This window comes from Paenibacillus sp. FSL R7-0273 (assembly GCF_000758625.1).
Classification (GTDB): domain Bacteria; phylum Bacillota; class Bacilli; order Paenibacillales; family Paenibacillaceae; genus Paenibacillus_AQ.
Genome location: NZ_CP009283.1, coordinates 4283940 through 4310528, shown reverse-complemented (window position 1 = coordinate 4310528; position 26589 = coordinate 4283940). Strand labels below are relative to the sequence as shown.

At 47.6% G+C, this 26589-nt stretch carries 25 protein-coding genes; 19 read left to right on the top strand and 6 right to left on the bottom strand.

What is annotated here, in order from left to right:
* Positions 1–16: 16 nt before the first annotated feature.
* The 6 genes from R70723_RS18325 to R70723_RS18300 all read left to right on the top strand — a co-directional run bounded on the left by R70723_RS18325 (position 17) and on the right by R70723_RS18300 (position 7043).
* Positions 17–700: an ABC transporter ATP-binding protein gene (locus R70723_RS18325; protein ID WP_039874067.1), complete on the top strand. Its 684-nt coding sequence runs from the start codon at positions 17–19 to the stop codon at positions 698–700.
* Positions 697–3288 carry an ABC transporter permease gene (locus R70723_RS18320; RefSeq protein ID WP_039874065.1) on the top strand — a complete coding sequence of 864 codons (2592 nt, stop codon included), beginning with the start codon at positions 697–699 and terminating at the stop codon, positions 3286–3288. Before R70723_RS18325 ends, R70723_RS18320 begins: the two co-directional genes overlap by 4 nt.
* A 53-nt stretch (positions 3289–3341) precedes the next feature.
* On the top strand, positions 3342–4262 hold the full coding sequence (locus tag R70723_RS18315) for a helix-turn-helix transcriptional regulator (RefSeq protein WP_039874064.1): 921 nt from the start codon (positions 3342–3344) through the stop codon (positions 4260–4262).
* Positions 4263–4657: 395 nt separating this feature from the next.
* On the top strand, positions 4658–5326 hold the full coding sequence (locus R70723_RS18310) for a type 1 glutamine amidotransferase family protein (protein WP_039874061.1): 669 nt from the start codon (positions 4658–4660) through the stop codon (positions 5324–5326).
* Between the two features lie 20 nt (positions 5327–5346).
* A complete protein-coding gene (locus R70723_RS18305; protein ID WP_039874060.1) occupies positions 5347–6021 on the top strand; it encodes a DNA alkylation repair protein in 675 nt (224 codons plus the stop codon).
* Entirely contained in the window at positions 6018–7043 is a 1026-nt protein-coding gene (locus R70723_RS18300; protein ID WP_039874058.1) for a polysaccharide pyruvyl transferase family protein, read from the top strand. The genes R70723_RS18305 and R70723_RS18300 overlap by 4 nt, the downstream gene beginning before the upstream one ends.
* Positions 7044–7155: 112 nt before the next feature.
* Here R70723_RS18300 and R70723_RS18295 read toward each other — a convergent pair whose 3' ends face one another.
* Positions 7156–8856, bottom strand: a complete 1701-nt coding sequence (locus R70723_RS18295) for an ABC1 kinase family protein (protein ID WP_076418336.1) — start codon at positions 8854–8856, stop codon at positions 7156–7158.
* A gap of 302 nt (positions 8857–9158) precedes the next feature.
* Between R70723_RS18295 and R70723_RS32170 the strand changes: the two genes are divergently transcribed.
* Both R70723_RS32170 and R70723_RS18285 read left to right on the top strand, forming a co-directional pair.
* Positions 9159–10334, top strand: coding sequence for a discoidin domain-containing protein (locus R70723_RS32170; RefSeq protein WP_052421378.1), 1176 nt, complete (start codon positions 9159–9161; stop codon positions 10332–10334).
* 292 nt (positions 10335–10626) lie between these two features.
* Positions 10627–12510, top strand: a complete 1884-nt coding sequence (locus tag R70723_RS18285; RefSeq protein WP_231574746.1) for an AraC family transcriptional regulator — start codon at positions 10627–10629, stop codon at positions 12508–12510.
* 764 nt (positions 12511–13274) lie between these two features.
* On the opposite strand, the gene R70723_RS18280 is transcribed toward R70723_RS18285, so the two are convergent.
* Positions 13275–13745, bottom strand: a complete 471-nt coding sequence (locus R70723_RS18280; protein WP_039874056.1) for a pyridoxamine 5'-phosphate oxidase family protein — start codon at positions 13743–13745, stop codon at positions 13275–13277.
* Positions 13746–13939: 194 nt separating this feature from the next.
* Between R70723_RS18280 and R70723_RS18275 the strand changes: the two genes are divergently transcribed.
* The 6 genes from R70723_RS18275 (at position 13940) to R70723_RS18255 (ending at position 18126) form a co-directional block, all read left to right on the top strand.
* Entirely contained in the window at positions 13940–14506 is a 567-nt protein-coding gene (locus R70723_RS18275; protein ID WP_039874054.1) for a TetR/AcrR family transcriptional regulator, read from the top strand.
* Positions 14507–14632: 126 nt separating this feature from the next.
* On the top strand, positions 14633–15754 hold the full coding sequence (locus R70723_RS18270) for an ABC transporter permease (RefSeq protein ID WP_039874052.1): 1122 nt from the start codon (positions 14633–14635) through the stop codon (positions 15752–15754).
* Positions 15754–16491, top strand: coding sequence for an ABC transporter ATP-binding protein (locus R70723_RS18265; RefSeq protein WP_039874050.1), 738 nt, complete (start codon positions 15754–15756; stop codon positions 16489–16491). Before R70723_RS18270 ends, R70723_RS18265 begins: the two co-directional genes overlap by 1 nt.
* Before the next feature lie 201 nt (positions 16492–16692).
* A complete protein-coding gene (locus R70723_RS32985) occupies positions 16693–16935 on the top strand; it encodes a helix-turn-helix transcriptional regulator (protein WP_081957426.1) in 243 nt (80 codons plus the stop codon).
* Positions 16936–17015: 80 nt separating this feature from the next.
* Complete coding sequence (locus tag R70723_RS18260) at positions 17016–17816, top strand: SDR family oxidoreductase (protein ID WP_039878973.1); 801 nt, start codon at positions 17016–17018, stop codon at positions 17814–17816.
* Between the two features lie 22 nt (positions 17817–17838).
* A complete protein-coding gene (locus R70723_RS18255; RefSeq protein WP_039874049.1) occupies positions 17839–18126 on the top strand; it encodes a Dabb family protein in 288 nt (95 codons plus the stop codon).
* A gap of 53 nt (positions 18127–18179) precedes the next feature.
* Here R70723_RS18255 and R70723_RS18250 read toward each other — a convergent pair whose 3' ends face one another.
* Both R70723_RS18250 and R70723_RS31640 read right to left on the bottom strand, forming a co-directional pair.
* Positions 18180–18638: a hypothetical protein gene (locus R70723_RS18250; protein WP_039874046.1), complete on the bottom strand. Its 459-nt coding sequence runs from the start codon at positions 18636–18638 to the stop codon at positions 18180–18182.
* A 39-nt stretch (positions 18639–18677) separates the two neighbouring features.
* On the bottom strand, positions 18678–19556 hold the full coding sequence (locus tag R70723_RS31640; protein WP_047171160.1) for an AraC family transcriptional regulator: 879 nt from the start codon (positions 19554–19556) through the stop codon (positions 18678–18680).
* A gap of 187 nt (positions 19557–19743) precedes the next feature.
* On the opposite strand from R70723_RS31640, the gene R70723_RS18240 reads away from it, so the two are divergent.
* Entirely contained in the window at positions 19744–21816 is a 2073-nt protein-coding gene (locus tag R70723_RS18240) for a beta-galactosidase (protein ID WP_039874044.1), read from the top strand.
* Between the two features lie 49 nt (positions 21817–21865).
* Here the strand turns inward: R70723_RS18240 and R70723_RS18235 are convergent, their stop codons facing one another.
* Complete coding sequence (locus tag R70723_RS18235) at positions 21866–22486, bottom strand: flavin reductase family protein (RefSeq protein WP_039874042.1); 621 nt, start codon at positions 22484–22486, stop codon at positions 21866–21868.
* Positions 22487–22581: 95 nt separating this feature from the next.
* On the opposite strand from R70723_RS18235, the gene R70723_RS18230 reads away from it, so the two are divergent.
* The gene (locus R70723_RS18230) at positions 22582–23277 is read left to right on the top strand and encodes an ArsR/SmtB family transcription factor (RefSeq protein WP_039874041.1); all 696 of its coding nucleotides are present in this window, start codon (positions 22582–22584) and stop codon (positions 23275–23277) included.
* Between the two features lie 120 nt (positions 23278–23397).
* On the opposite strand, the gene R70723_RS18225 is transcribed toward R70723_RS18230, so the two are convergent.
* Positions 23398–24198 carry an AAC(3) family N-acetyltransferase gene (locus tag R70723_RS18225; protein ID WP_039874038.1) on the bottom strand — a complete coding sequence of 267 codons (801 nt, stop codon included), beginning with the start codon at positions 24196–24198 and terminating at the stop codon, positions 23398–23400.
* 241 nt (positions 24199–24439) lie between these two features.
* Between R70723_RS18225 and R70723_RS18220 the strand changes: the two genes are divergently transcribed.
* From R70723_RS18220 to R70723_RS18210, 3 genes are all read left to right on the top strand, one after another.
* Positions 24440–24709: a hypothetical protein gene (locus R70723_RS18220; protein ID WP_039874034.1), complete on the top strand. Its 270-nt coding sequence runs from the start codon at positions 24440–24442 to the stop codon at positions 24707–24709.
* 129 nt (positions 24710–24838) lie between these two features.
* Positions 24839–25798 carry a sigma-70 family RNA polymerase sigma factor gene (locus tag R70723_RS18215; protein WP_039874031.1) on the top strand — a complete coding sequence of 320 codons (960 nt, stop codon included), beginning with the start codon at positions 24839–24841 and terminating at the stop codon, positions 25796–25798.
* Between the two features lie 97 nt (positions 25799–25895).
* Positions 25896–26318 (top strand): VOC family protein, encoded by a 423-nt coding sequence (locus R70723_RS18210; RefSeq protein ID WP_039874029.1) that lies wholly within the window; start codon positions 25896–25898, stop codon positions 26316–26318.
* The last annotated feature ends 271 nt before the right edge of the window (positions 26319–26589 follow it).

Sequence of the window (26589 nt, the reverse complement as noted above, 5' to 3'; positions counted from 1 at the left end):
GGAAGGGGGGATGAGAATGGAGATTTTAACAATTGAAAATTTGTCTAAAATATACGGCACAGGCGAATCGGCGGTGAAGGCGCTTGATGATGTTTCCTTTTCGGTCCAAAAAGGTGAATTCGTCGCAATTATCGGACCTTCCGGTTCGGGAAAATCGACACTCCTTCATATGCTGGGCGGTGTGGATCGACCGACCGGCGGGAAAGTGTATGTTCAGGATACGGATATGTATACCTTGAACGAAACGCAGCTGGCCATCTTCAGGCGCAGGCAAATCGGGCTGATCTACCAGTTTTTCAATCTGATTCCCGTCCTGACGGTGGAAGAGAATATTACGCTGCCGCTCTTGCTGGATCAACAAAAGGTAGATCAAAAGCAATTGGCTGATCTTGTGAATACGTTGAATTTGCAGCATCGATTAAACCATCTGCCGAATCAGCTATCCGGCGGACAGCAGCAGCGTGTCTCGATTGGCAGGGCGATCATCGGCAATCCTGCGATCATGCTGGCTGACGAACCCACCGGGAATCTGGACAGCAGAAATAGCAGCGAGATCGTCGATTTATTGAAAATGCTGAATAAGACCTATCATCAGACACTGATCGTAATCACGCATGACGAACGGATTGCCCTGCAAGCCGACAGAATCATTTCGATTGAAGATGGGAGGATTGCCAAAGACGAGGTGATAAGGCGATGAATATTGTCAATACCTTAACCATCCGGCATCTGAAGCAGAACAAGAGACGAACACTTGTGACTATTGTTGGCGTGATTATTTCGGTATCCATGATGACCGCTGTCATTACGCTTATTTTTTCCTTTGCGGATTTAATGATCAGACAAACGATCGCAGATACAGGGGAGTGGCATATTCAGTATCAAGATATAACCAAAGAACAGCTTGCGGCTATACAGGGCGATGATGCAACCAAAACGGCTGCAATCACAAGAGACCTTGGGTATGCCCCATTAGAAGGGGGACAAAATTCCAATAAGCCGTACTTGTTCATCAAGGAATATGATGTGCAAGGGTTCGCACAATTTCAAGTTGAAATAAGCAAGGGACGTCTTCCTCATACGGACAAGGAGGTTGTGATCTCCGAGTCTATTGCAGCAAATGGCAAAGTGAAATACGAAATCGGCGACCGTCTAACGCTTCGTGTCGGCGACCGATTCGAACCAGGGGGCGATCATCCCCTGGATCAGACGGATCCGCTGCGCAGGGAAGACGGCACATTGACCGAGACATTACAGCATAGCATAATTAGGGATTATACGGTGGTAGGCTTCATTAAACGTCCGGTGTCGGAAACGGCCTGGGCCCCGGGTTATACGGTCATTAGCTATGTCGATGATCATATCCTCGGGGGGGATGATCGGGTCGATGCGTCGGTGGTCTTGCAGCAGGTCAATCCGTTCTTGTTCGCACATGCGGAGAAGCTGGCTGAGAAAAACCAAATTGACACTGTCCAATATAATAACGATTTGCTTCATTATTATGGCTTGTCCAGCAGCGGAGCCTCATCCAGCATGATGTTCTCATTATCGGCAATCATTATGGGGGCCATTATAATTGGCTCGGTTGGGCTCATCTATAACGCTTTTGCGATATCCGTCTCGGAGCGTTCCCGCCATTTAGGGATGCTCGCGAGCGTGGGGGCGACGAAAAGGCAGAAGCGAAATTCCGTATTTTTTGAAGGTATCGTCATTGGTTTGATCAGCATTCCTATTGGCATCTTATGCGGTCTTGCCGGAATCGGAATCACCTTTTCGTTCATGAACTCAATGATTGAAGGGGCATTATGGACTAGTGAAAAGCTGAGGCTTATCGTCACGCCGCTATTGCTCTTGATTACTAGTCTTGTTTCGATGCTGACGATTTTCATTTCGACGTATCTCCCGGCGGTTAAAGCATCCCGGGTATCTCCCATGGACGCGATTCGCCAAACCACTGATGTTAAGCTTACGGCCAAAGCAGTGAAGACGCCCGAGATCATTCGTAAGCTCTTCGGAATTGAAGCAGAAATCGGGCTGAAAAACTTAAAAAGGAACAAACGAAGACATCATGTTATTCTTTTTTCGCTTGTCATCAGCATCGTTTTGTTTTTGACGATATCGTTTTTCACGGCTGGCCTGACACAATCTCTGGCATTGTCGCAGGAAGGCATCGATTACGATATTGAAGTGTCGTCCAGTAATGGAAAAGGACTGGATGATCGGTTGATGCAATCGCTTGTATCTCTGGATGGCATCACGGAATACAACGTCATTCATGAGTTACTCGGGAACGCTTGGATCGATGCGGCAAGCATCGCCGACGTGTTGCAAGAGAAGATTAAGCAGGATAAGAGTATGCTGCAAGACGGGAAATACCCTTACGACATTAAACTCCATGCACTGAATGATTCGAGCCTGCAAGCCTATGCCAGAGCGGTAGGCGCAGATTACGAACAGCTTACGGATCTGGAGCATCCCGCCGCAATCGTGATGGATACGATTCATTACAAAGATATGGATACGGGGAAATATATTCAGACGAAGTCCATATATGCGAATATCGGCCAACATATCGAGCTAACGAGTTTTATTAAAGAGGGTGGGGAAGAAACGAAGGCAAATAAAGTGATATTTGCCGCATTGACGGATAAGGCACCGATGGGGATGAGCCCGGTAGGCGTAGGCGGGTTAAATATGATTGTGTCGGAACGCGTCATGAATCGGCTGGCAGACAACGAAGAGCTGGCTAACGCTTCGATGTACCTCCATTTGAAAAGCACGGAACCGGTGAAAACGCAGCAGGAAATTGAAGAGATGAATGAGACCAATCTGAATGTCTACAATGTATATCAATCCAGAAAAAGCGAAGAACAACAAATTCTGCTGATGAACGTCTTTGCTTACGGTTTTATCGTATTAATCACTGCGATTTCCGTTGCGAACATCTTTAATACGATCTCGACAGGGCTGGCTCTTCGCAAACGGGAATTCGCGATGCTGAAATCCGTAGGCGCTACGCCAAAGGGGTTTGCAAGAATGTTGAACTATGAGAGTGTATTTTATGGGGTCAAGTCGCTCTTGTATGGGCTTCCTGTCAGTTTCGCCGTGATGGTTCTGATCTACAAAGCATTTTCGAACAAATTCAGCTATGGGTTCACCCTGCCCTGGATGAGCATTCTGTCTGTCATTGTGGGCGTATTTGTCATTGTCAGCTCTGCGGTTGCTTATTCCGGCGCTAAAGTAAAAAAGGAGAATATTATTGATGCATTAAAGCAAGAGAATATATGATTCACTTACTTCACCCAGAGGAGGAAGACGTTACTTTAGCGTCACACACAATCATGCGAGTCGATCGATTACTCTCCATGCTGCTGATCATCTCCGGTAAAGGTACGGTAACGGGCAAGGAGCTTGCCGAGCATTTTGAAGTATCCTTGCGGACAATCTACCGGGATATCGAAAAAATAAGCGAAGCCGGCATACCGGTTGCAGCGTCCAGCGGCAAGGGCGGAGGATACTATATTATGGACAGCTATAATATAAGTAGCCTCTTTTTAAACCGGGATGAAGCGCATACGTTTGTAACGGTAATGAAGAATTTACACGGCTTATTCGGCAGGAACGAAGCCTTTAATGACATTATGCTGAAGGTTGAGCATACCTATAAGCCGGGGCCCGATAAGGACAAACTGACTCTGGATCTGTCCCATTTCAGCATGGAGCAGGAAATTAAAGAATACCTTGGAATCATAAGCAGGGCCATTACGGATAACAGGCTGCTCGTGTTCAAATATATCAACAGGGATATGGAATACCTGGAGCGGACGGTAGAGCCAAGCTCGATTGACTTTCGCCACGGCCATTGGTATGTGACAGGCTTTTGCCGGGTCAGAAGGGACTACCGCAGATTCAAGCTTGTGCGGATTAAGCAGCTGGAGCAGGGGCCGGCTTTTGAGAAAAGAGAGCTGGCAGCAGACCGGATTGCCGAGGTCATTGAGCAGAGCTACTCACAGCGGGACATACAGGTTGTGTTGAGATTCACTTCGCGGATTGGCGTACAGCTTACTGAGTATTTTCAGAAGGAAAAGATTAGCCGGAGGGAAGATGGCTTTTATCTTGTTTCGGATACTTTTCCGAATGAGGAGGGCCTGCTAAAGTTCATTCTAAGCTTCGGCAAGGAGTGCGAGCTGCTGGAGCCCCGTGAATTACGTGCGGAGCTGCAGCAATATATACGAAATATGCTTTTATCCTACAATGACTGACGCCCTGGTGTCAGTCATTGTGTTTTATAGTAGGGATATCGGCGGGAGCCACACATAACGCCCGCTATAACTACTCTAGGAGGCAAGCGACCAAATGCACGAGGATACGCGAACAGAACTGATACGAAAGCTGCAAGACTGGAGAAGGAACGCTATATCCTGCGTGAGGGAGAAAGGTTACAGGACTTTACTTATCTGATGCTGCGGCATATTGGCGACCCGGAGCCGGAGAGAATCGCTAGAGTTAACGGGAAACATTTTGTGCGCAGTCTGTATTTCAGAACAACGGCCCGGAGTGACGGACATCATCTTATTCTTAACGGTGCCATGCTGGCGGCTGAAGCTAAATTAAACTGCTTTAATGACGTTAAATAATACATACGGAGGTAATTAATTTGAATACTCACTACTATTTCAGCTGGTTTAATAATTTTTTTCCAGAGAGGCTTGTTAAGTGCTTGCAGGAGGATATCCAAGACCGGAAATCACTTGTTATGATTAGCGCTGGGCCGTCTGGTTGTGAAGATGAGCAAATTAACTTTGCTGATATTTCTGAATGGACCTGGCTGCATGAGGCAAACCTTATTTTTGATGAATATCATTTCATTGATTACCGCATGCAAAAGGAAGAGGCCCGGCGGGTCATTCAAAACGCGTCTGTCATTTTCTTATGCGGCGGAGATCCGGTACTACAGAACGATTTTTTGGTAGAATATAAATTAACGGAAGTTATTAAGAATAGCAATGCCGTTATATTGGGTGCCAGCGCCGGTTCGTTAAATATGGCTGCGAAATGGCTTAAATTGGATGACGCAGACGGTGACGCTGAAACAGGCAGTGTAAATGTTGGAATGGGCTTTGATCCTTTTGCCTATGAATCTCATTCTAAACGCGACTACGCCACATTTGTTCAAGGCTACCTGTTCCCCTTATCTGAAGAGATTGATGTTTATGCGGCAGAACAGGAGAGCGCTATACGTGTAAAGGACGGCAGAGTAGAAATAATGGGTCCTGTATATTTAATCTCCCGTTCAAAGATTCAGAAATTGGCTGAGACGCTTTAATTTTAAAGGAGCTGTGCTTAATGAATCAGAACAAAAGTACAGAAATGAATTGCTCTACAAAAGCAGGCGATATTTTATTACAGCTCAATAGTAAAACTAAGCTAGGCGACTTGCGGAAAATCGCGAAGGACATTAAAAAAGATCACGGGCTGGCTATGGAGCTTTGGTCAACCGGCGAGTATTTGCCCAGACTGTTAGCAATTCTAATTATGGATAAAAAGCTTCTTTCAGAAGAAGAGCTGAATAAGCTTGATCAGGATATGCAGACGCACACCTTTGATGAGCGGAACTACTTAGTAGACTGGTTAATGGCTAATCAGCTCACCAAAGACAAGAAGACCATTGCATTAATCGAGTCATGGGAAAATAGCTCTAGTGCTCTGCAAAGACGGGTTTACTGGTATTATCAGGCACGGTTGAGATGGACCGGACAAGCCCCGCCAGATAACACCGCAGCCTTACTATCTAAGATAGAAGCGAATATTACGCAGGAAGATCCGGAAGTTCAATGGGCCATGAATTTCACCGCAGGCTGGATAGGCGTTTATGATGAGAAGTATCGTGCACGTTGTATTAAGCTGGGTGAGGTAACGGGGCTCTATAAAGGTGACATGGTATCCAGGGGCTGTACTCCCGATTATTTGCCGGAGTTCATTGCGATTGAAGTTAACAAACGAAAGGATAATCAGTTATGAAAAGAGTCGGGATTATTACTCTTTATTATAAAAACTACAATTATGGTGGCCAACTTGGCGCTTATGCACTGCAAAAAGCTATAGCTAAGCTAGGCTTTCATTGTGAGCAGATTACATTCAAGTGGCTAAACGAACACACCTTACAAACATATGAAAGCGCTAAAGGTGCTGAACATTTCAGGATTTTTTCCGAAAGCATTCCCCACAGCAAACGCTTATATACAGTATCTGATATTGCAGAATGTGTGGATGATTACGATTCTTTTGTGTGCGGCAGTGACCAGATATGGGGGTTGCCATGGGTTATTTCCGACGGCGTTCTACCCTGCATGGCACTTTCTTTTGTCCCTGCATCAAAAACGAAAATTGCATACGCAGCAAGCATGGGAGGAGCAGAAATAGAGCCTGATCGAAAAAGTATCCTTGCTCCGCACGTTAATTCTTTAGACTTCGTTTCTGTTCGTGAAAAAAGCGCCATTCCCTTTGTGTCAACGATGAATAATGGAGTTATAGCTCATGTATTGGATCCTGTGATGCTTCTCGATAGATCCGAATGGGATGAAATATGTGCAGCTCCTGTAGAAAAAGCCTATATACTGACCTATGATTTACGAGATACAGGGGTTCAGGAATATGCCGAAGCACTTTCACGAAAGTACGGCTACGAGATTATAACTCTTGCAGCTGCTGGAGCAGCTACGGTTGGTCCGGAGGAATTTGTAGGATACATAAAACATGCTAAGTATTTTATTACCAGTGCTTTCCATGGGGCTGTTTTTGCTATTTTATATAAGGTTCCATTTCTGGTTTTCCCGGTATCGGATAATCCGCAGGACCCCAAATCAATGGATTCAAGACTGTTAGCTCTGCTGGATACGTTTAGATTATCTTCTTGTTATGTTTATGACACATCAAACATTCCAAATATCGATGAGGTTACTTTTCATCATATTGACGAATCAAAAACAAGTGCATTTCGCGATAGCTCACTTCAATTTCTTAAAGCTGCTTTGGAATTTTAAAATAAACGTAAGCATATGTCCGGCGCGAACCGTCGTTAATCGCTACCCTGGCAATAGAAAGAGGACCGATCGAATATCGGTCCTTTATGATCCGGCTAATTTTAATCCTATTTCACTTCGGTCTTTCCAATCTGCTCCGTTCACGCATGGCGTTCATATGCTTGACCTGTCTTGCTTCACGGCGGTTTCCTCCCGTTATCAGCTGGCTCAGCATAATGAGCAGCCCCAGGGTGCCCAGCACATAAGAAACGATAGGGTTCACTTCATTCCACATGTTGGAAGCAGTCAGAAGAAATACCGCTCCAATGATCGTAGCAACAATCCGTCTTGTATTTTTATTTTGCGTCTCAATCAATTTTTTCTCAAAGGTAGTTGATAGCTTTACCCGTAAATTTCCGCTATCCATTTTATCTACTGTAGAAATAAACTTTTTGGTCGTAGGAAGGATTCCTTTGAGCAGGCCCGTGCTTTCATTCAGAACGGTGGAAAAGACACTTCCTTTCAGATCTTTAAGCACAACCTTCTGGATGTAAGGCTTAGCGGTCCCAATCAAGTCCAGCTCAGGGTCCAGTCCCAGACAGAGTCCATAAATCGTGATCATTGCCTTGCCCAAAAAGGTTGTGTTTGCCGGTAGCTGAAAGGGCTGGGAATAGAAGAAATCACGTAACTCCTCAACATTGTCACCTGATGTCACGAAGCTGAGGTCAAACGTATCCCCATTAATTTGGTCAAATAATAACGCGAGATTCCTGGAAAACACCTCTAAATCTGTATTCCGTCTTAAAAAGTGCAAACGATTAAGGGCGTTAATTGCGCCGGGGACATCTTTGAAATACACCGCCATTAAAAGGGCAACCATTTGCGTCTTCATATCCGCAGGAATTCGTCCGACCATTCCAAAATCAATTAAGGCTATGGTGCCGTCAGGCTGCACGAGAACATTGCCCGGGTGCGGGTCTGCGTGAAAGAAGCCGTTAATCAGAATCTGTTCTACAAGAATCTCCATCAATGATTTCGCTAATTTCGTCCGGTCCACACCCCAATCAGCAAGCTGTGCGAAATTATTGATTTTTACACCTTCCATAAACTCCATGGTAAGCACCTTTGAGGTTGTATGGGACCAGTGAATACCTGGAACAACGATATCCTTCCGGCGGGTGAACTGCTGCTGGAATTCTTCGGCATTTCGTCCCTCTTTTTGATAATCGAGCTCGTCCATAACGGTATCGTAGAACTCATCATACACCACATCAAGATCCATGAAGGCTGCAATCTGGGTCTGACGTTTCATTAACCGGACGGCAATTTGAATGGATTTCGAATCGATTTCGATAATATCCTCGATACCTGGACGCATAACCTTGACTGCGACTTGTTCGCCGGTCCGCAATGTTGCCCGATGTACCTGACCTAAGGAAGCCGCTGCGATAGGAGCTGTATTAAACTCGGCAAAAATCTCGTTAATGGACGCGCCGAGCTCACTCTCTACCTTAAGTTTTATCTCAGAAAAATCCACCGGCTCTACAGAGTCCTGCAGCTTGGACAATTCATCAAGAATTTCCTTCGGCAAAAAATCCACCTGCGCACTGACATGCTGCCCAAGCTTGATAATTAATCCGCCCATATCCATTGCAGTTCTCGTAAAATAAGCAGCCTGCTTTTGGTATAAGGCTTTTGTTTTCGCTTCTAAGCGCCGTCCCGGTATAAAATACTTCTGCTTGCTCAGCCACCAGAAAGCCCAGGCGAACTTAAAAATCATCCGCATGGTTCTTCTGAACCGGAGATCTTTCATCAATCTTAAAAATTCGCTCATTCTTTTTATCTGCCTCTCATTTGTGATAAACAATCTGCACATAAGTATGATATTTCATACTCATCATATCATCAATGACTCTGACGGCTAAAGCCTGCAATCCGTTATTTGTCTAAAAACAGTCAAAAAAAACGGTTCTAACTCCGCACCAAACAAGCATTCTTTCGCGTTTCTGTGAATACCATCTAGGAATGGTACAGAAGCGCTAATGTGCAGAGCAGGAGAAAGGGGCATGGATAATGAAAGGGTCAGAGCTTGGTCAGAGGAAAAAAAGGATCACAGCGAGGATAAGAGGTTACTTAATGACGGTAGCTATTATCGTTTCGTTGATGATATCGGGAGCTCCTGCAATTGCCGGAGGCGATCAAGGGGGAGGCCCCATCCAGCTGGTCGTGACTTATGATACGAACGGAGGCTCAACCATTGCCCCTCAGCATGTGGCGGGGTCCGGAGGCAGGGTGTTGTTTCAGGCTACACCGGTGAAGGAATGCTACAGCTTCGAAGGCTGGTACTACGACAGTGCGCTGACGCAAGCCTATATCTGGTCAGATCTAATCACTACGGATGTAACGCTATATGCAAAATGGACGGCCCAGGCAGAAAATACGCTGTGCAGCACCATAATTGGGAGTTCTCCGAATTTGGCATTGAATAAACCCGCAACGGTTGACAGCACTTGCAACGCCTCGCAAACTGCGGCCAATGCCGTGGACAGCAGCGTTACTAATGATAGTAAATGGTGCTCCAAGTCCGGCAGCCGCTGGCTGCAGATTGATCTCGGCTCGGTGAAGCAGGTGAATCAATTTGTGATCAAGCATGCAGCAGAAGGCGGAGAGACCGCCTCCTATAACACGAAAGCTTACCATATCCAGGTCAGTAATGACGGGACGAATTGGAGCACAGTAGTCAAAGTGGCCAATAATACGAAGAGCGTGACAGTTGACAACATCGCCTCAGTATCAGCAAGATATATTAAGCTGAATGTTACGACACCTACGCAAACCACGAACGCTGCGGCAAGAATTTATGAATTTGAGGTATACGGACCTCTAAATCTGGCATTAAATAAACCCGCAACAGCTGACAGCACATGCAACGCCTCGCAAACTGCGGCAAAAGCTGTAGACGGCAGCGTCATTAATGACAGAAAATGGTGCTCCAAGTCCGGCAGCCGCTGGCTGCAGATTGATCTTGGCTCCGTGAAGCAGGTGAATCAATTTGTGATCAAGCATGCAGCAGAAGGCGGAGAGACCGCCTCCTATAATACTAGAGCTTATCATATCCAGGTCAGTAATGACGGGACGAATTGGAGCACAGTAGTCAAAGCGGCCAATAATACGAAAAGCATAACGGTAGACAACATCGCGTCAGTATCAGCAAGATACATCAAGCTCAACGTTACGACACCTACACAAACCACGAACGCTGCGGCAAGAATCTTTGAGTTTGAGGTATATGGACCGCCCGCTGGCGGCTGATTCGTTTGTAAGGGGTAGAGGACGGCACTAAGCTAAATATAAACCATATGCTTCTCCGTTGTCTCTACATCTGGAAAGATGTTAAGCAGCGGGGATTTTTTGTGAGGAGAGCGGAATTTCGCATCCTAGTATCCGGCAACATCTTGTTGACAGTACTGGTCGTATTCGTTATTGTGTTTAGAAACATGGTTCAATTGAGAATGATTATCTATTAGATAAAGTAGAGGGAGCTTGCCAATCAGCTATGGATGTTCTGAGACTTATACAAATATGGAATCAGGTGAGTATACGCGTGCTGGACGTGCGGCTAAAGCAGGCCGGAACGGATGGCGATCTGCAGCAATACCGCTTGCCGTCAAGCGCGTTCATATTTGCATTCCAGGGACAAGGCGAGCTGTGGGTTGATGATGAGGTGTGGCTGTGCGACCGTTTCTATGTCCTTCATGCCGGTAAAGGCTCCCAGCTGACGGTTCGGAGCAGAGAAGGGCTGAAAATGTATATCGTACTCTACAAAGCGTCGCTCCCCGCTGCAGCCCCGCAAGAATTACATAGGATCATTCAGGAGACCAATCCGTTTTTGGACAGCTGGGGATTCCCGCCCGGTGAGCCGCTGGCCATGCTTGAGCTGCTTCAGACAATACGCAGGGGCTTTCTTGAATCGAATGATGGATTGACCGGACTATCGGTCAAGGGAGAATTTATCCGCTTTGTCCATGCTGTTCTGAGAGAGCGTCTGTTCGGCGCCGGTGAGCTATCCTTATCGGAGCAGGTTATTCGGTATTTGTCCAGAAATTACCGCAAGACGATCTCGTTTGAGGAGCTTGCGCGGCAATTGAATTACAGCCAGCAATACATTTCAAGAAAATGTAAGGAGCAGACAGGGCTTAGTCCGCTGGATTACGTTATTCGTTTTCGGATGGAAGATGCGATGGCACTGCTGGCCGGAACGAGGGCAACACAACAGGAAATCGCATCGCATGTCGGTTATCCCGACCTTATATATTTCAACCGGATGTTTAAAAAGTATGCCGGCCTGACGCCGGGGCAATATCGTAAACGAAATGGCCAGCCCGTTTCAGATTATGCAAGAAATAGGTCGCAATCCTCCGTTGTTCCAAGCCGGTCATTAGGCTATCCTTTTTATATGAGTGATATTGATTATCAATTTCATCGGGAAGGGTCGAATAAAATGACTAGAGCAACAAGAAGTTTCTATACAGTTATGCTGTTATGCTTGACTGTGATGTTAACGGCGTGTGGCGGGGCGGTGAACAATGGAGCCGCAGCACAAAATCAAGCTGCCGCCAGCGCTTCTCCAAGTGCGATTACCCAAGAGGCAGAGACTCCTGCAGCTGTAGAGACCAAAATGGTTAAGACTGCATTCGGTGATGTCGAGGTTCCTGCACGTCCTCAGCGTGTAGCAGCCATTTCTTATCTCGGTACCGTACTTGCGCTGGATGTTCAGCCGGTCGCAGCGGAATCGTTCCTGATGTCGAGTCCCTATCTCGAGGGCATGCTGGATGTCGTAACAGATGTAGGCGACTCGTTAGAGAAGCTGCTGGAGCTGGGTCCGGATTTAATCATAACGCATAATCCGCAGCCTGAGGTAGTTGAGAAATACCAGAAGATCGCACCTACGGTATCTGTTCCTTACAATCAGTTTGCATCCATTCAGGAAGAAATGCTGTATTTCGGCGACTTGCTGGATAGAAGTGAAGCAGCGGAGAAATGGAACGAACAGTTCGAGAAGGATATTGCTGACATCCGGGAGAAGGTCCAACAGGCTGTTCCTGAGGGTGAGACACTTTCGATTATGCAGGAGTACGATGGAATCGTAAGCCTGTTTGGCCCGAAGTCGGGACGGGGCGGACGGCTGATGTATGAAATCATGGGGCTGAAGCCGCCGGTGGCGGTACCTGAGTTCATGCTAAAGGAATCCTACTATGAATTTTCGCTGGAAAAACTTTCGGAGTACATGGGTGATTATCTGATTCTGACGACGGAATCCAGCCTGGAATCGCTGCAGGCTGATCCGGTCTGGGGATCACTGGAGCCGATTCGCAATAATAAGGTGTTTTTATGGACGGAGAACCAATCCTGGTACCGCGACCCGATTGCAGTGAAAAGACAAATCAATGAATTGACCGACTGGATCATCGAGGCAGCGGGCCGTTAACGGTCCAAAGCATAGATGGAGTGGATAACGGCAATATCTCCCAAGAAACAAATACGTTTCAGAGGAGTCGGTAGTAAACGCATGCAGTCCCTAGTGGCTGATGCGTTTTTTGTTTTGCAATGGTAAGTCGAACTGTATATTGCGTAACTCTACAGTTCGACTATATATAGAACGCAACTAAGTTGATAACCTGACGAGAAGACGACCTATCGCTTCCGCAGTTAAAGTCCTTTAGTGAGGCAAAGCCCTTTTTCTGCTGGGTAAGCAGCGAGAAGATCGTGTGAAACCAAATAAAGGCGGCAATGCCCGTCTTTTCTTCTTCTCGGTGCTGCACTTGTCCTGTTTCGTAGGTAATGGCACAGCATAATGAATGCGCCGGACTTAAGTAACTGTACTTTCTGCAATTAAACCTGGCTCATTAGCTCTGCTGCAGGTTTTAACTGCACTCTATACATTTATATTCGCCTAAAACACCCGGAAACGGATTTTTAGAGGAAAATAGATGTACAGAATACAGTTATCTCCGTATAATAGCTAATTCCCCTTCTGAACCCACTGATTCAGGCTAGCATTTGGCAGGGGAGAGCAATCCGCTCTCGCAGCTTTACCTAAGGCGGGAACAGGAGCCGTTTGGTTAGTCTCTTAAGACGCTCTATATAGTTCAGCTGTATTAAGTCTTTTTCAGGAGTAGCCCGTTATTACCAGTAAGGGATTGGAGTGTAACCGTGACCGTATTTCCGGCAGTTAAGAAGTATCATCGGTTATCAATTTGCCGTCTTATTCACAAAATCAATCTCATTCCTGATGCCTTTATGGGCGTCATACCACAGGCCTTTTGTCAGGCGAATGCGCAGCAGGCAGGTGTTAGGGTCTTCGTCATTATTGGCTTCGTTATACCATCCGGCGAATATTGTGTGTAGCTTGGACATCATCTCCGCGTTTTTCTCATCACATACCCAGCCCAGATTTTCACCGATCCCGTCGGCCGTAAAGTTCTCGACGATGATACAAACGGCGACTTCAGGGTTTTGGGCGATCTGCAGCATCTTGCCTGAGGTTGCGTAAGTAACGGTGTAGAATGCGCCGTCTTCATAATAGGCATCTACAATGCGTGACGCGGGACGGCTTTTGCCGTTAGCCCCCGGTTCCAGCGCGATGGTGGACAGAGTGATCAGGCCGTCTTTGTTACCTGCTTGTTCATCCAGCAGCTTCATGGCTTCGTCGAATTTGCTCATTATATTACCTCCTAAAGTGTTGTTAGGCGTATATGAACAAGCTTATCATTGTAAAATCCTGGTGCATGTGAAGAATGATGCCGCTATCACTAGTCTTGGTATTGGGAAATGCTTAAAAACAATGCTAAACTGATAATAAATAAAACAGAGATAGAACTATATTCTATTTAACATGATACAAAGGAAGAGATCCGATGGGAAGAAAACAGTCTTTTACGGAGACAGAGCTGCTAGATACGACAAAAAAACTGGTGCTTGAGCATGGGTATGACGGTTTTCATCTCAAGTTACTCTCACAGCATCTGTCAGGGGCCCGAAGCACTATTTATCAATATTACTCTAACAAAGAAGAAATTGTGGCTGCTTGTATGAAACGTGTAATGGTAAAGGTATTAGAAAAGGCATTAGCCATTGATGAAACAGATCCTATGGATGCCCTCGAGCAGCTGCTTTTTGTTTATGTGGAAGAGTCTGCGCTGCATCAGCTTTTGGGGAATGCGGGTAAAATTAATGTTGCTAACTCTTCAGCAGCAGCGAAGGATCTTGAATTTATTGAAGAAGCACATATGACGCTAAAGGTTCAATTGTCACGTTTATTTGAACGCGCACAACAGAATAAAGGACTGCGGCAGGATATTCCACTTCCTGTACTTATTGGTGTGTTTTTTAACTTGATTGATACCCCTAATATGATGAATATCCCTGCTCCTGACTGGGGAAGGCTGTTGTTTCAAATGTGGATCGGAGGAGCCAAGAGCTAACCCCGGTCTTGGATTTAATTTGACACATGTGTCATTTATGTTGTTTAATAAATATGGCGAGCCTAGTAGTGGTATTAAAATGACACATGTGTCGAAAAAAAGAGGACGAAGGAGCTGGTAAGGAGAATGTTTTTAGCTGTTAAAGAACTGATGCATAGTAAAATGAGATTTTTAATGATCGTCATTATTTTTGTACTGCTGGCCTGGCTGGTATTTATCTTATCCGGTTTAGGGAACGGATTATCCACGTTAGCTGCGTCAACATTCAAAACGATGAAGGCTGATTATGTCATTTTTGAAGAAGGCTCGCAATCTTCGATGAGCAAGTCGCTGCTGTCTGATCAAATGATAGAGGAAGCTAAGCTGCTGCCTAATGTGATTGCTGCCGCACCTATGGGGAGTACGATGGCAACAGCGTTAAAGGAACAACGCGCCAAAAACGAAGATAAGCTGGATATCGCGCTCATAGGCATTAACCCGGGAAGCTTTCTGGAGCCGGCTGTTGTGGAAGGGGAAAGCCTATCTTCTAATAACCCCACTGGTGTCATAGTGAATTCGACCATGAAGGAGGAGGGCTATGCCATCGGCGATACTTTTCAGTTAGACGGCACGACGCAATCATTAACCATCATAGGATTTGTCGAGAATCAGACCTATAACCATGTCGCATCTGTATTCACCCCGATGGCTGAATGGCGGAAGATTGCCTTTGCGGCTCCGGGTTCAGATAAAGGTATTACAGGGCCTGTTAATGCCATTATGCTGCAGGGCAAGGACATTGATCCAGACGTAATGGACAGCAGGCTAACAGGTACGGACACGGTTACCCGGTCGGGAGCTGTTCAAGGAATGCCGGGGTACAAAGAAGAGAACGGCACTATTTTCATGATGCTGGCCTTTCTGCTTGCCATCGCCGCATTTGTGCTCGGTGTGTTCTTTTATGTGATTACAATGCAGAAGACGAACCAGTTCGGCATTATGAAAGCTATTGGTGCGAGCAACAAATTCTTGAGCAAAGCCATTGTCTCGCAAGTGTTTGTGCTTTCGCTGATTAGTATTGTCGTTGGAATCTTGCTTACTTATGGAACGGCAGCCATCATGCCGAAGGGAATGCCATTTAAACTTGAAACGAATCTGGTTGTGACTTATTCCATCATTTTACTGGTTATCTCCATTTTAAGTTCTATGGTGTCGGTCCGGAAGATTACAAAGATTGATCCGCTCAAGGCACTCGGGAGGGTTGAATAATGACTAAGGGATTACAAATGAAGGAGCTCACACAGTACTATTACCAAGGAAGTAATCGGATTTCCGCACTTGATCATGTGTCCATATCAGTGGAGCCGGGTGAGTTTGTTGCTGTAGTTGGACCGTCCGGTTCCGGGAAAAGCACATTTTTGTCCATTGCCGGAGCGCTGCTTAAAGCTTCGGAAGGCGAAGTTAAGCTGAACGGAAATAACATTTCTGCGCTTACTGCCCAAGAGCTGGCGCATACAAGACTAAAAGAAATCGGATTTATTATGCAATCCTCGAATTTGGTTCCCTATCTGCATGTCCTTGATCAGCTGCTCATTATAAAGAGGATGTCGGGAAAGGTTAAAAGAGAGGATAAAGAATTTGCCACTAAGCTGCTGGAAAAGCTGGGGCTGGGCTCGAAGCTAAAGAGCTTTCCGGAAGAACTGTCCGGCGGTGAGAAGCAGCGGACAGCGATTGCCCGTGCCCTGATTAATAATCCCAACATCATCCTGGCAGATGAACCGACAGCAAGCCTGGATACCAGACGTGCACATGAAGTAGTCAGTCTGATTGCGCAAGAGGTGAATACAGGCCAGAAAGCGGCGATTATGGTTACTCACGATGAGCGTATGCTTGAATACTGCGACAAGGTATACCGGATGGAAGACGGGAAATTGTCTTTGCAGCAGGCAGCTAAGAAGTCGAATCTCAAAGAGCCTGCCGGGACGAGGCGAAGTCTGCTGCAGTAATGAGTATGGAAGAATAACAACTAAAAGAGTGTAGAAGAAAGGCATCCGCGTCCGGATGCCTTTCTACAGCTTCATGGCTTCGTCGTATTTGCTCATCATATTACCTCCTAAAGTGTTGTTAGGCGTATATGAACAAGCTTATCATTGTAAAATCCTGGTGCATGTGAAGAATAGTATAACTTGACATAAACCTGTCAGTAAATCTCTCTGGTATTAAATATAGAACCGGCGGCAGCCTACCGTATCGTGGATGAATTTAAGGAAGATGATCTCGTGAAGCTGGAGGACGGCTCTTTCCATGTCAATACAGATATGCCCTCCGGAGAATGGCTTATTCAATATCTTTTTTCGTATGGAGATTTACTGGAGGTAGTGGAGCCGGAATCCCTCAGGCTGGAGATGAAAGCCCGCACAGCCAAAATGGCCGGAAAATATTTAGGATAACTGGACACGCAGCTGTCAGGTTCTGTTGATTACACTAGCCTTGTATTCAAACAAAATACCAAGGAGGATTCAGCAGAATGATGAATAACAGCCCGGACATATTTAATATGAGTAAAGAATTTACTGGTAAAAGAGTACTGGTAACCGGCGGCACCCGGGGAATCGGCCTCGCGATCGTAAAGCGCCTGCATGCGGCGGGGGCTAAGGTCATGGCTACGGCAAGATCTATACCTGAGGCATTACCGGAGGGAGTAGGGTTCATTCAGGCCGATGTGAGTCTTCCGGAAGGCGTGGATCATATCGTTCAGCAGACGATTGAACAGCTCGGGGGTCTGGATATTTTGATTAACAATGTGGGCGGCTCCTCTACAAGTACAGCAGGAGCGTTAGCTTTAACAGATGAAGACTGGCAAACCACCTTCACTGCCAACCTGTTTTCTTCCGTCCGGCTCGATCGCGGGTTTCTACCTTACATGGCCAAGCAGCAAAGCGGAGTGATTGTCCATATCTCTTCGATTCAACGTAAGCTTCCCGGCATCATGACCATGCCTTATTCGGCTGCCAAAGCTGCGCTCGTCAACTATAGTAAGAATCTGGCTACCCAGTTCGGACCTAAGGGGATAAGAATTAATGCACTGGCACCGGGATTTACTGAGACGGAATCGGCGGAACGCCTTATCGGGAGGATGGCTGAGCAGGCTGGAACGGACTATACTGCTGCGCGCCAGCAGCTAATGAACGAGCTTGGTGGCATTCCCCTCGGCCGTCCGGCCAGACCCGAGGAGGTTGCCGAGCTGGCGGCCTTCCTTGCCTCAGACAGAGCCTCTTATATCACCGGGTGTGAGTATGTCATTGACGGCGGAACGATTCGCACCGTGTAACGAAAATACAAAGGAGCCTGATATGATAGTAAATCATCTGCTGTTGAAGCTGAAGGACCGGAGCCCGGAGAACCTTGAGCGCATTCAGACCGCACTGCTTAGCATGAGAGGTAGAATAGATGTTCTTCTTGATGCTCAGGCTGAGATTAACGTGCGCCCCAGCCCTTCTGCGTATGATCTGATTCTGATTACCAGGTTTGCCTCTTTAGCAGACATGGAGGAATACCTTATACACCCGGCCCATCAGGAGGTAGCGGGGTTGATTGGGACGGCTCTTGAGACGCAGGCTTCTGTTTGCTGCGAGATCTGATAGAAGCTGTCTGCGTGTTTGGTTCTTTAATCCAAAATGAAGTGTGGGAGCAGTTAGTGTTTCTCCAGCTGCATCTCCAGCGGGACTACCGGTACATAAATTCCGCTATAATTCACCAATCTGCGCTTCTCCCAAACTACCGGGCTTAGTTCCGCGTAGTCTTGATCCATTGTATTCGCAAGCTCGAGCTGGAACCCCTTAATCATTATCCGGGCAAAAGCCCAGGTTCCAGCCTCGCTACACACAGTATATGTAACAGCTCTCTTTGATGAAAGCCAGTGTTTATTGAAAATCAGAGAAGGGCCGGTTTCCGGTAAAAGGTCCATAAACAATCGTGCGGAACGTTTCACATCACTGCTTCGTTTTACCATAATATCCAGGTCATTAGGCTGGATTGGACAGCCCTGAATTAAGGAGGCGCCTGATCCGACTACGATCCATTCAAAATCCTTGCATACTGAGATCCTTTCATTGAAAAGCAGAAGGGTCTCACAGAAACGTGCTGTTGTCATAAAACTTCCCTCCTTCATTGTACAAGCGTGCCTTATAGGCTATCCAAGTGGACTATCCCGCTCACCCGCAAGCCGGCTGCGCATAACACCCGGCGTACAGCCGTAAGTCTTGCGGAATACCCGGATAAAGTAATTCGTCTCCATTCCGACGTTCAGCGCGAGATCCTGAACCGGCCGCTCAGGGCTCTCGGTAATCATCTGCAGCGCACGCTGCAGGCGCAGATTCTGCAGGTATTTATGCGGCGTAACACCATACACCTGCAGGAACAGGCGCTGGAAATGCTGCACCGAGTATCCCACAGCAGAAGCCAGGTTGGCAATCAGCAGCGGCTCGGTAAAGTGCTCGTTGATCAGGCTGACCGCTTTTTGCAGCGCTTCGTTGCGGACCGTTTCGGTTTCCGGACGTTCGGTCTGATTAAGGGAGGAATCCCCGCGGCGCAGCATCAGAAGCAGCCTATACAGGGTGATGGACAGCTCCTGCATGGTATGCTCATCCAGCCGGGCGGCGTTATGCCGGTCAACGGTATGCCAGATTCCGGCGATCATGTCCCAGCATTCTTCAAACCGTTCAGTCCTTACAGGCACAGAGGGCAGCAGGCGCAGCCCCTCTAATACTGCGGCAGACTGGCCGCCGTCAAAGCCGATAAAAGCCAGATGCCACGGCTCATGGGACAGCGGATAATATTCATGCCCGCGGTCCGGCGGGAATGCAAATACCATCCCCGGACTAAGCACCGTTTCTGTGCCGTCCGTAAGATCGCGGAACAGCCCGCTGCCGCTGCGGATCAGGAACACCTGATGCACGGGGAACCCGGCAGGGCGGACATGATGATACTGGATATGGTGGCCTACAGAGTAGGGATAGAGCGGGAATTCATCAGGCTGGCGGGGCAGCTCTACTAAAGAAAATGGAAGCAAAGTGGACACCTCATATTCATTTTGTGCTATGCAGTCGCGAGTTTATTCCTACTGTCTCGCAGCATTTATCCTTTATTATAAATAGTATAAATGATTATCCGTGATTTGGACAAGGATGCTGAGTGAATGTAATCAGAGAAAAGTCCCATCCTAACACGGAAGATGATGAGAGGATGAATCTACTACTATGAGTCTTAAATTACCTGCGATCAGCAGCAAGGCCCCGGTCATGCTGCATGGAGCCGATTATAATCCCGAGCAATGGCTGAAATACCCTGAAATTTTCAAAGAGGATATCCGCCTGATGAAGCTGGCAGGCTGTAACGTGATGTCCGTCGGCATATTCTCCTGGGTGTCCCTGGAGCCGGAAGAGGGCGTCTTCACCTTTGAATGGCTGGATCATGTACTGGATACCTTTGCCGAGAACGGTATTTATGCTTTCCTGGCGACTCCGAGCGGCGCGCGTCCGGCCTGGATGTCCGCTAAATATCCGGAAGTTCTGCGTATAGAACGCAACCGTGTACGTAATCTGCATGGCGTCCGCCACAATCACTGCTTCACTTCTCCGGTCTACCGGGAAAAGACAGCACTGATTAACTCCAAGCTGGCAGAGCGTTACGCTCACCATCCTGCAGTTATCGGCTGGCACATCTCCAATGAGTTCGGCGGCGAATGCCACTGTGATTACTGTCAGAACGCATTCAGAGATTGGCTCAAAGTGAAATATAACGGCAGTCTGGAAGAGGTTAACCATGCCTGGTGGGCGACCTTCTGGAGTCACACGTATACTGCCTGGGAGCAGATCGAATCTCCGGCTCCGCACGGTGAGACTCAGGTGCACGGCCTGAATCTGGACTGGCGCCGGTTTGTCAGTGAGCAGACGATTGATTTCTGCAGCCATGAAATGTCTGCAGTGCGTGACTACAATCCGGAATTGCCGATTACGACCAATATGCATAACATCGACGGTATCGACTACCGCGAAATGGCCAAAATTCTTGATGTAGTTTCTTGGGATGCTTACCCGGACTGGGGCTATACTGAGGATAACGATGATGCCCGTCTGGCTGCCTGGACAGCGATGCACCATGACATGTTCCGCACCTTCAAGCATAAGCCGTTCCTGCTGATGGAGAGCACGCCTTCCCTTACCAACTGGCAGACGGTCAGCAAGCTGAAGCGTCCGGGCATGCACAAGCTGTCTTCCCTGCAGGCGGTTGCACACGGTTCGGATTCCGTGCAGTACTTCCAATGGCGTAAGAGCCGCGGCTCCAGTGAGAAGTTCCACGGTGCCGTGCTGGATCACAGCGGACATGGCGAGACCCGTGTATTCAAGGATGTAGCCGAAGTAGGCCAGGTTCTGGCAGGTCTGACCGATGTGGTCGGCACCTCTACTCCTGTACAGACAGCGATTCTGTATGACTGGGACAACCGCTGGGCAATTAAAGATGCCCAAGGGATCCGCAATTCCGGTCTGAAGTTCGAAGAGACTGTACTGCAGCACTACCGTGCGCTGTGGGAGCAGGGCATTCCGGTTGACATCGTCGGCTCCGGTGACGATCTGTCCCGCTATAAGCTGGTAATCGCACCGATGCTGTACCTGATCAGCGAAAAAGATGGACAGAACATTGAGCAGTATGTAGAGCAGGGCGGTACGTTCCTGGCAACCTACTGGTCGGGCGTTGTAGGCGAGACAGATCTGTGCCATCTGGGAGGCTTCCCTGGTCCGCTGCGCAAGACGCTGGGCATCTGGGCGGAAGAGACAGAAGGACTGCACAGCCGTGATCTGAACGGCCTGGTAATGGAAAATGGCAATGCCCTGGGCTTGTCCGGCGATTATGATGCACATGAGATTGCTGAGCTGATTCACCTGGAGGGTGCTGAAGCACTCGGCCACTACCGCACCGACTTCTATGCCGGACGTCCGGCATTGACCGTTAACAAGCTTGGCGCAGGTGAAGCCTACCATCTGGCTACCCGTGTTAAGGACCTGGCGTTCTATGTGGAGCTGTACGCTGCCATCACTGCTAAGCTTGGAATTACCCGTACACTGGAATCGGAGCTGCCTGTAGGTGTAACTGCACAGCTGCGTACAGACGGAGAGAACGATTTTGTATTCGTACAGAACTTCAGCGGCGAAGCACAGACCGTGAAGCTGGACGGACGCGATTATACCGATCTGGAGACAGGCACTGAGGCTCCTGCAGAGCTTGAGCTGCCGGTGAACGGATTGGCAATACTGAAGCGTCAAGCGGAGTAATAAGAGAAAGACCCGCACGGCCGGTGGATGGCTGGGCGGGTCTTTTTATCTAGTTTTCAGACCTAAAGGTTTTTCCGAGCTGCTTACCCAGACCAAAATAATGACGAAAATTATAGATTAGCGGACTCCATTTTTGGGGATCGATATGATTTTCATTAATAATAATATCCTTGTGGGCATGGACATGAACAGCCTGGGTCTCAATAATGGCAAATGTAGTCGAATAATCGGGTATCCGAATGCTTTTAACTCTTGCTTCAATTTGTAAGGGGCATTCCATTATTCTTGTGGGTTTAACCGTCATAGATGCTATGGGCGTTAGTCCACTGGCAGCATATTTGTCTTTTTGATAGGAGCACCCATACGCTTTCTTACACTCAGGGACTGGATTTTTCCCTGTGTAGGGGGCTAGCTGTTCAACGTTCTCCCAGAGCGAAGGCCCGGGAATATTAATTACGCACTCGGGGAGCCGTTCTACATTTTCAATTGCTTTTCCCCCAAGACCAACCCCCAGTACAATACAGTCTCCTAATGCCCAAGATGATGAAATCGGACTAATATTTACTGTTTCATCTTCATTAGATGTGTTCAGCAAGATTACAGGAGTTCCATAATATAAAATCTTAGGCTGTATCGTTTCTGCGGTTGGGATCTGCTGTGTGTTATCCATTCTGTTTGTCCTCCTATTCTATACATCCTGCCTAAATTGTATAATATAAATAGTTCCACGATCATCGAAGTATGGATTACACAATGGAGGCCAAAATGAAAGCACAATCAAACGCAGCTATGATCGCTACTCTGGTAAGTGAAGCTTCACGCGCGGCAATATTAACTGTCTTACTGGACGGGAGATTCCATGCAGCAGGTGAGCTGGCATATATGGCGGGAATTACGCCTCAGACAGCAAGCTTTCATTTGGCGAAAATGGTCAATGCGAATGTAGTTGCTGTTGAGAAGCAAGGCAGGCATCGATACTATGGAATCCGCGATCAGGAGGTTGCCCGGGTCATGGAAACTTTATTATCCATTGCGCCGCCGGTTGAAATAAAGTCGTTAAAGCAATCTTCAGAAGACAAGGCGCTGCGTTACGCAAGAACCTGTTATGATCATCTCGCCGGGAGTTTAGGGGTGCGATTAACCGATGCACTGCTTAAAACGGATCTTTTGTGTGAGGAAAAAGAAGGGTTTGCTATTACTGAGAATGGGGAGAAGTTTTTTACAGACCTTCAAATTGACTTAGATAGGGTTAAGAAGAAGCGCCGTGCTTTTACCCACAAATGCCTGGATTGGAGTGAAAGACGTCATCACCTTGCCGGAGCATTAGGAAATGCCTTGCTGGAGCGGTTTTTAGAGCTGAAATGGGTCCGACGTCTGCCTGGAACACGCGCGATACAAATTACTGCTGAGGGTGAAAAGGGCTTCAAAGAAGTATTTTTGCTGGATATAAAATCAATGTGACACAAAGTTAAAGATAGAGGACACCAATATGGGTGCCCTCTTCTCGTCATTAGAGCGATACGGTGAACCTTACCACAAATAACTGCGAGTTTTACAACAATGGAGTCTAATCTTTTAACATTAGACCCTGTTGCACTCCATCCATGCTGTAGCCCAGTCAACCAAGGGGCGCTGCTCCAGGAGGCGGACATCTGCGTTTCCGATCCTATGAATCGTGACACTCTTTTCGCTATCATAAATCTGCCCCAGCCGGACAAAATCCTCATCGTCCACGGCCTGAGTCCTGTAAGTAACCCATTCGCGCTTCCCGTTAACCAGCATGGCGCTGCTCTCCTCGCTAAACCTCTTGCCGGGGAAATTTGCCCGCGTTTCCGCCAGGTGCAGTGACGTGTTTTTATCGTATCCGACACCAACCAAAAGCACATGACCCTTCAGACCGTACAGTCTATCCAGCGGCGAGTCCTCCCCGAAAATGTTGCTCAGATCATGGTTTTCCGTTAAGTAATCAGCGTATTTGCCCACTGCTGCTACAGAGCGGGCAGGGTGACCGGATCTTTTGGCCCCCGGCCATTTACGGAACATCTCGGCTACAATTCCCATACCAATTGCCGGAGTAACCTCTTTATCATAGGCGGGCCAATGCTCCCTGATGGCAGGCCACCACTCTGCAGGCTCCTCCCAGTGCACACCTGTGGAAGGGTCAAGATTCTTCCAGGTTTGGGATGGCATCATCAGCGTTCCTTCATCTCCTACGATTTCAAGAAGAGCGCGGATGAGCGTCTCGGCTCCGCCTACAACAAAACCAAGCTTACTTAATGAAGAATGAACCATAACATTTTGTCCAGCCATGAGCCCGCAGTTTTTGAACTGTCCGATGAGGTCTTCTTTGGTGAGGAGGGGTCTTGTTTCGTCCGGGAACATAATCGGAATCGCCGCCTTATCAGTTAATTTAAGAAACGAAAAATAACCCGGCTACAAGTAGCGGGGTTGTCTCTAGCGATGCTAGCGAAGCAGTGCCCTTAATTTCTATTCCTTACATCAGTATACACATTCCCAATATGTGGTACAATTACTGATTTTGATTCAGCAATCCGAATTTCCTGTTTGGCTAAACGCAGCAGTGTTTAGTATTAAGAAAGACAGCCAAACAAGGAGGGGTAACATGAGTGGTCTGTGGATGGCATTCGTTTATCCAGGCAGCTTCCTGTCTCTGCTCGGTGCCGTGTTGCTGATAATAGGTTACAAAAGGCGGCGTACCGGCCGGCGTACAGGTCAGGAAGGCGTGGTTGCAAAGCCTGGTCCGCCTGCGCCCGGAGGGCCCGGTACTGCGTCGTTTCAACAGGAGGCCAGATATTCTCTGATAGGAGGCATTTTGCTGGGCATCGGTGTGCTGCTGCTTGCTGCAATTGGGTTTACATCACTTCTTGACTAATATGAAGCTGCTGGATAAGCAGTTAAAGGACCATGCTCCGCATCTTCTGGTGAGGGGAATGGTCCTTTTATTGATGGGTGGAAAATAATCCGGTTAGCGTTTATAGTTTCCTGGAGGGGGGATACGTAGATGAGCCAAAAGCAAGCTGAGTTAGACCTGCTCCAGGAGATGCGTTCTGAATTAACGGGATATTGTTACCGGATGATGGGGTCGATTGTTGAGGCGGAGGATGCGGTCCAGGATACGATGCTCCGTGCCTGGCAGGGCTGGGATCAGCTCAGAGATCATTCCTCGCGCAGAGCCTGGGTATACCGGATTGCTACCAACATCTGTCTGGACAGGCTGAGGTCTGCCAAACGCCGGGCGCTTCCGATGGATATATCGGAACCGGCAGCTACTGTAGCCGAGCCCCGGGACAGCCTGCCCCGGGATTCCTGGATCTGGCCGGCCCCCGGTGATGGCGCAGACCCGGCTGATATCCTGATAAGCAGGGAAAGCATCCGGTTATCCTTTATCGCCATACTTCAGCTATTGCCGCCCCGGCAGCGCGCTGTACTGATTCTGAATGATGTCTTCCGCTGGTCGGCGGGAGAATCCGCAGACGCGCTGGGGATGAGCACAGCAGCTGTCAACAGTGCCTTGCAGCGGGCAAGGGCGGCGGTTAACCGGTCGGATCTCCGCTCAGAGGAATTGAAGAAGGGAGCTGCCGAAGCAGACGCGGAGCTGATCGACAGTTATGTAGAAGCGTTTGAACAGTACAATATCGAAGCATTAATAGCCTTGTTTAACGGAGACGGAAGCCTGTCCATGCCGCCGTTTACAATGTGGGTGCGCGGCAGCTCGGATCTATCATCGTTCTACAGTATAACACGCAGCCATTGTCTGGGGTCCAGGCTGGTGCCGGTCCGTGCTAACGGGAATAGCCCCGCTTTTGCCCAGTATGCTCCGGCTGGAGCAGAAGGGCCTTTAACGCCGTGGGCCATTCATGTCCTGGAGATCAGCCAGGGTAAGATTGCCCATATTCATCACTTCATAGATTCTGAATTATTTGCCCGCTTCGGATTACCTCCTGAACTTAAAAGAAATTAAGGATTTGATATTCCTACCGATGATTTTCCGGCTGCGGAAACGTCTATACTAATGAATCACAAATCTGATTCCATTCAAACTCAAGGAGGAACATATCATGTCAGTAAAACTTACCCCCTATATTACTTTGGAGGGGCGCTCAAAGGAAGCGATTCACTTTTATGAACAGGCCATAGGTGCGGAGCTTCTCTCTATTACTACTTACGGTGAAATGCCGGACATGCCTGATACGTTTACGGATGATCTGAGGAGTCTTGTGGCACATGCCAAGCTGAAAATCGGCGGGTCGGAGCTCATGTTCTCGGATGCTCCTGGCGGTACTCCGGTTGAAAATGGAAAGCGTGTAACCATTTGCATTACCACAAACGATGTAGAGCAATCAAGAAAAATATATGAAGCTTTGCGTGTAGACGGTACAGTCAATTTACCTTTTAGCGAGGAAGCCTTCAGCCCCGGGTTTGGGGATGTAACAGATAAATTCGGTGTAACCTTTCAAATTTATACAGAGCTTGAAGGCTGAATACCGGGAAGAGCTGCACAGAAATTGTGCGGCTCTTTTCTTTAAGAAACAGCAGGTGTTTATCCATTTTTTTGTATTTACATAACATAGTCTGCCTGTTCATTAATAGGTATATCTATCATATATAATGTGATGATATGTCGAATTTAGTTGAAAAAAAGTGCAGGGATATTCACGTAAACGCTATACGGACGCCTGGCTTCCTGTATAATTTACGCATAAGCAGATCATTAAGGCTGCCGCTTCCGAATAATATCAAATCCCTCACGAA

What these genes read in the sequence shown, in the direction of transcription:
- R70723_RS18280 (WP_039874056.1), bottom strand. Translation starts at nt 13,745, where the DNA reads ATGAGCAAATTCGACGAAGCCATGAAGCTGCTGGATGAACAAGCAGGT.
- R70723_RS18230 (WP_039874041.1), top strand. Translation starts at nt 22,582, where the DNA reads ATGAAAGCACAATCAAACGCAGCTATGATCGCTACTCTGGTAAGTGAA.
- R70723_RS18325 (WP_039874067.1), top strand. Translation starts at nt 17, where the DNA reads ATGGAGATTTTAACAATTGAAAATTTGTCTAAAATATACGGCACAGGC.
- R70723_RS18215 (WP_039874031.1), top strand. Translation starts at nt 24,839, where the DNA reads ATGAGCCAAAAGCAAGCTGAGTTAGACCTGCTCCAGGAGATGCGTTCT.
- R70723_RS18320 (WP_039874065.1), top strand. Translation starts at nt 697, where the DNA reads ATGAATATTGTCAATACCTTAACCATCCGGCATCTGAAGCAGAACAAG.
- R70723_RS18220 (WP_039874034.1), top strand. Translation starts at nt 24,440, where the DNA reads ATGAGTGGTCTGTGGATGGCATTCGTTTATCCAGGCAGCTTCCTGTCT.
- R70723_RS18270 (WP_039874052.1), top strand. Translation starts at nt 14,633, where the DNA reads ATGTTTTTAGCTGTTAAAGAACTGATGCATAGTAAAATGAGATTTTTA.
- R70723_RS18300 (WP_039874058.1), top strand. Translation starts at nt 6,018, where the DNA reads ATGAAAAGAGTCGGGATTATTACTCTTTATTATAAAAACTACAATTAT.
- R70723_RS18240 (WP_039874044.1), top strand. Translation starts at nt 19,744, where the DNA reads ATGAGTCTTAAATTACCTGCGATCAGCAGCAAGGCCCCGGTCATGCTG.
- R70723_RS18315 (WP_039874064.1), top strand. Translation starts at nt 3,342, where the DNA reads ATGCGAGTCGATCGATTACTCTCCATGCTGCTGATCATCTCCGGTAAA.
- R70723_RS18235 (WP_039874042.1), bottom strand. Translation starts at nt 22,486, where the DNA reads ATGGATAACACACAGCAGATCCCAACCGCAGAAACGATACAGCCTAAG.
- R70723_RS18295 (WP_076418336.1), bottom strand. Translation starts at nt 8,856, where the DNA reads ATGAGCGAATTTTTAAGATTGATGAAAGATCTCCGGTTCAGAAGAACC.
- R70723_RS32170 (WP_052421378.1), top strand. Translation starts at nt 9,159, where the DNA reads ATGACGGTAGCTATTATCGTTTCGTTGATGATATCGGGAGCTCCTGCA.
- R70723_RS18275 (WP_039874054.1), top strand. Translation starts at nt 13,940, where the DNA reads ATGGGAAGAAAACAGTCTTTTACGGAGACAGAGCTGCTAGATACGACA.
- R70723_RS18210 (WP_039874029.1), top strand. Translation starts at nt 25,896, where the DNA reads ATGTCAGTAAAACTTACCCCCTATATTACTTTGGAGGGGCGCTCAAAG.
- R70723_RS18225 (WP_039874038.1), bottom strand. Translation starts at nt 24,198, where the DNA reads ATGTTCCCGGACGAAACAAGACCCCTCCTCACCAAAGAAGACCTCATC.
- R70723_RS18265 (WP_039874050.1), top strand. Translation starts at nt 15,754, where the DNA reads ATGACTAAGGGATTACAAATGAAGGAGCTCACACAGTACTATTACCAA.
- R70723_RS18255 (WP_039874049.1), top strand. Translation starts at nt 17,839, where the DNA reads ATGATAGTAAATCATCTGCTGTTGAAGCTGAAGGACCGGAGCCCGGAG.
- R70723_RS18305 (WP_039874060.1), top strand. Translation starts at nt 5,347, where the DNA reads ATGAATCAGAACAAAAGTACAGAAATGAATTGCTCTACAAAAGCAGGC.
- R70723_RS18260 (WP_039878973.1), top strand. Translation starts at nt 17,016, where the DNA reads ATGAATAACAGCCCGGACATATTTAATATGAGTAAAGAATTTACTGGT.
- R70723_RS18250 (WP_039874046.1), bottom strand. Translation starts at nt 18,638, where the DNA reads ATGACAACAGCACGTTTCTGTGAGACCCTTCTGCTTTTCAATGAAAGG.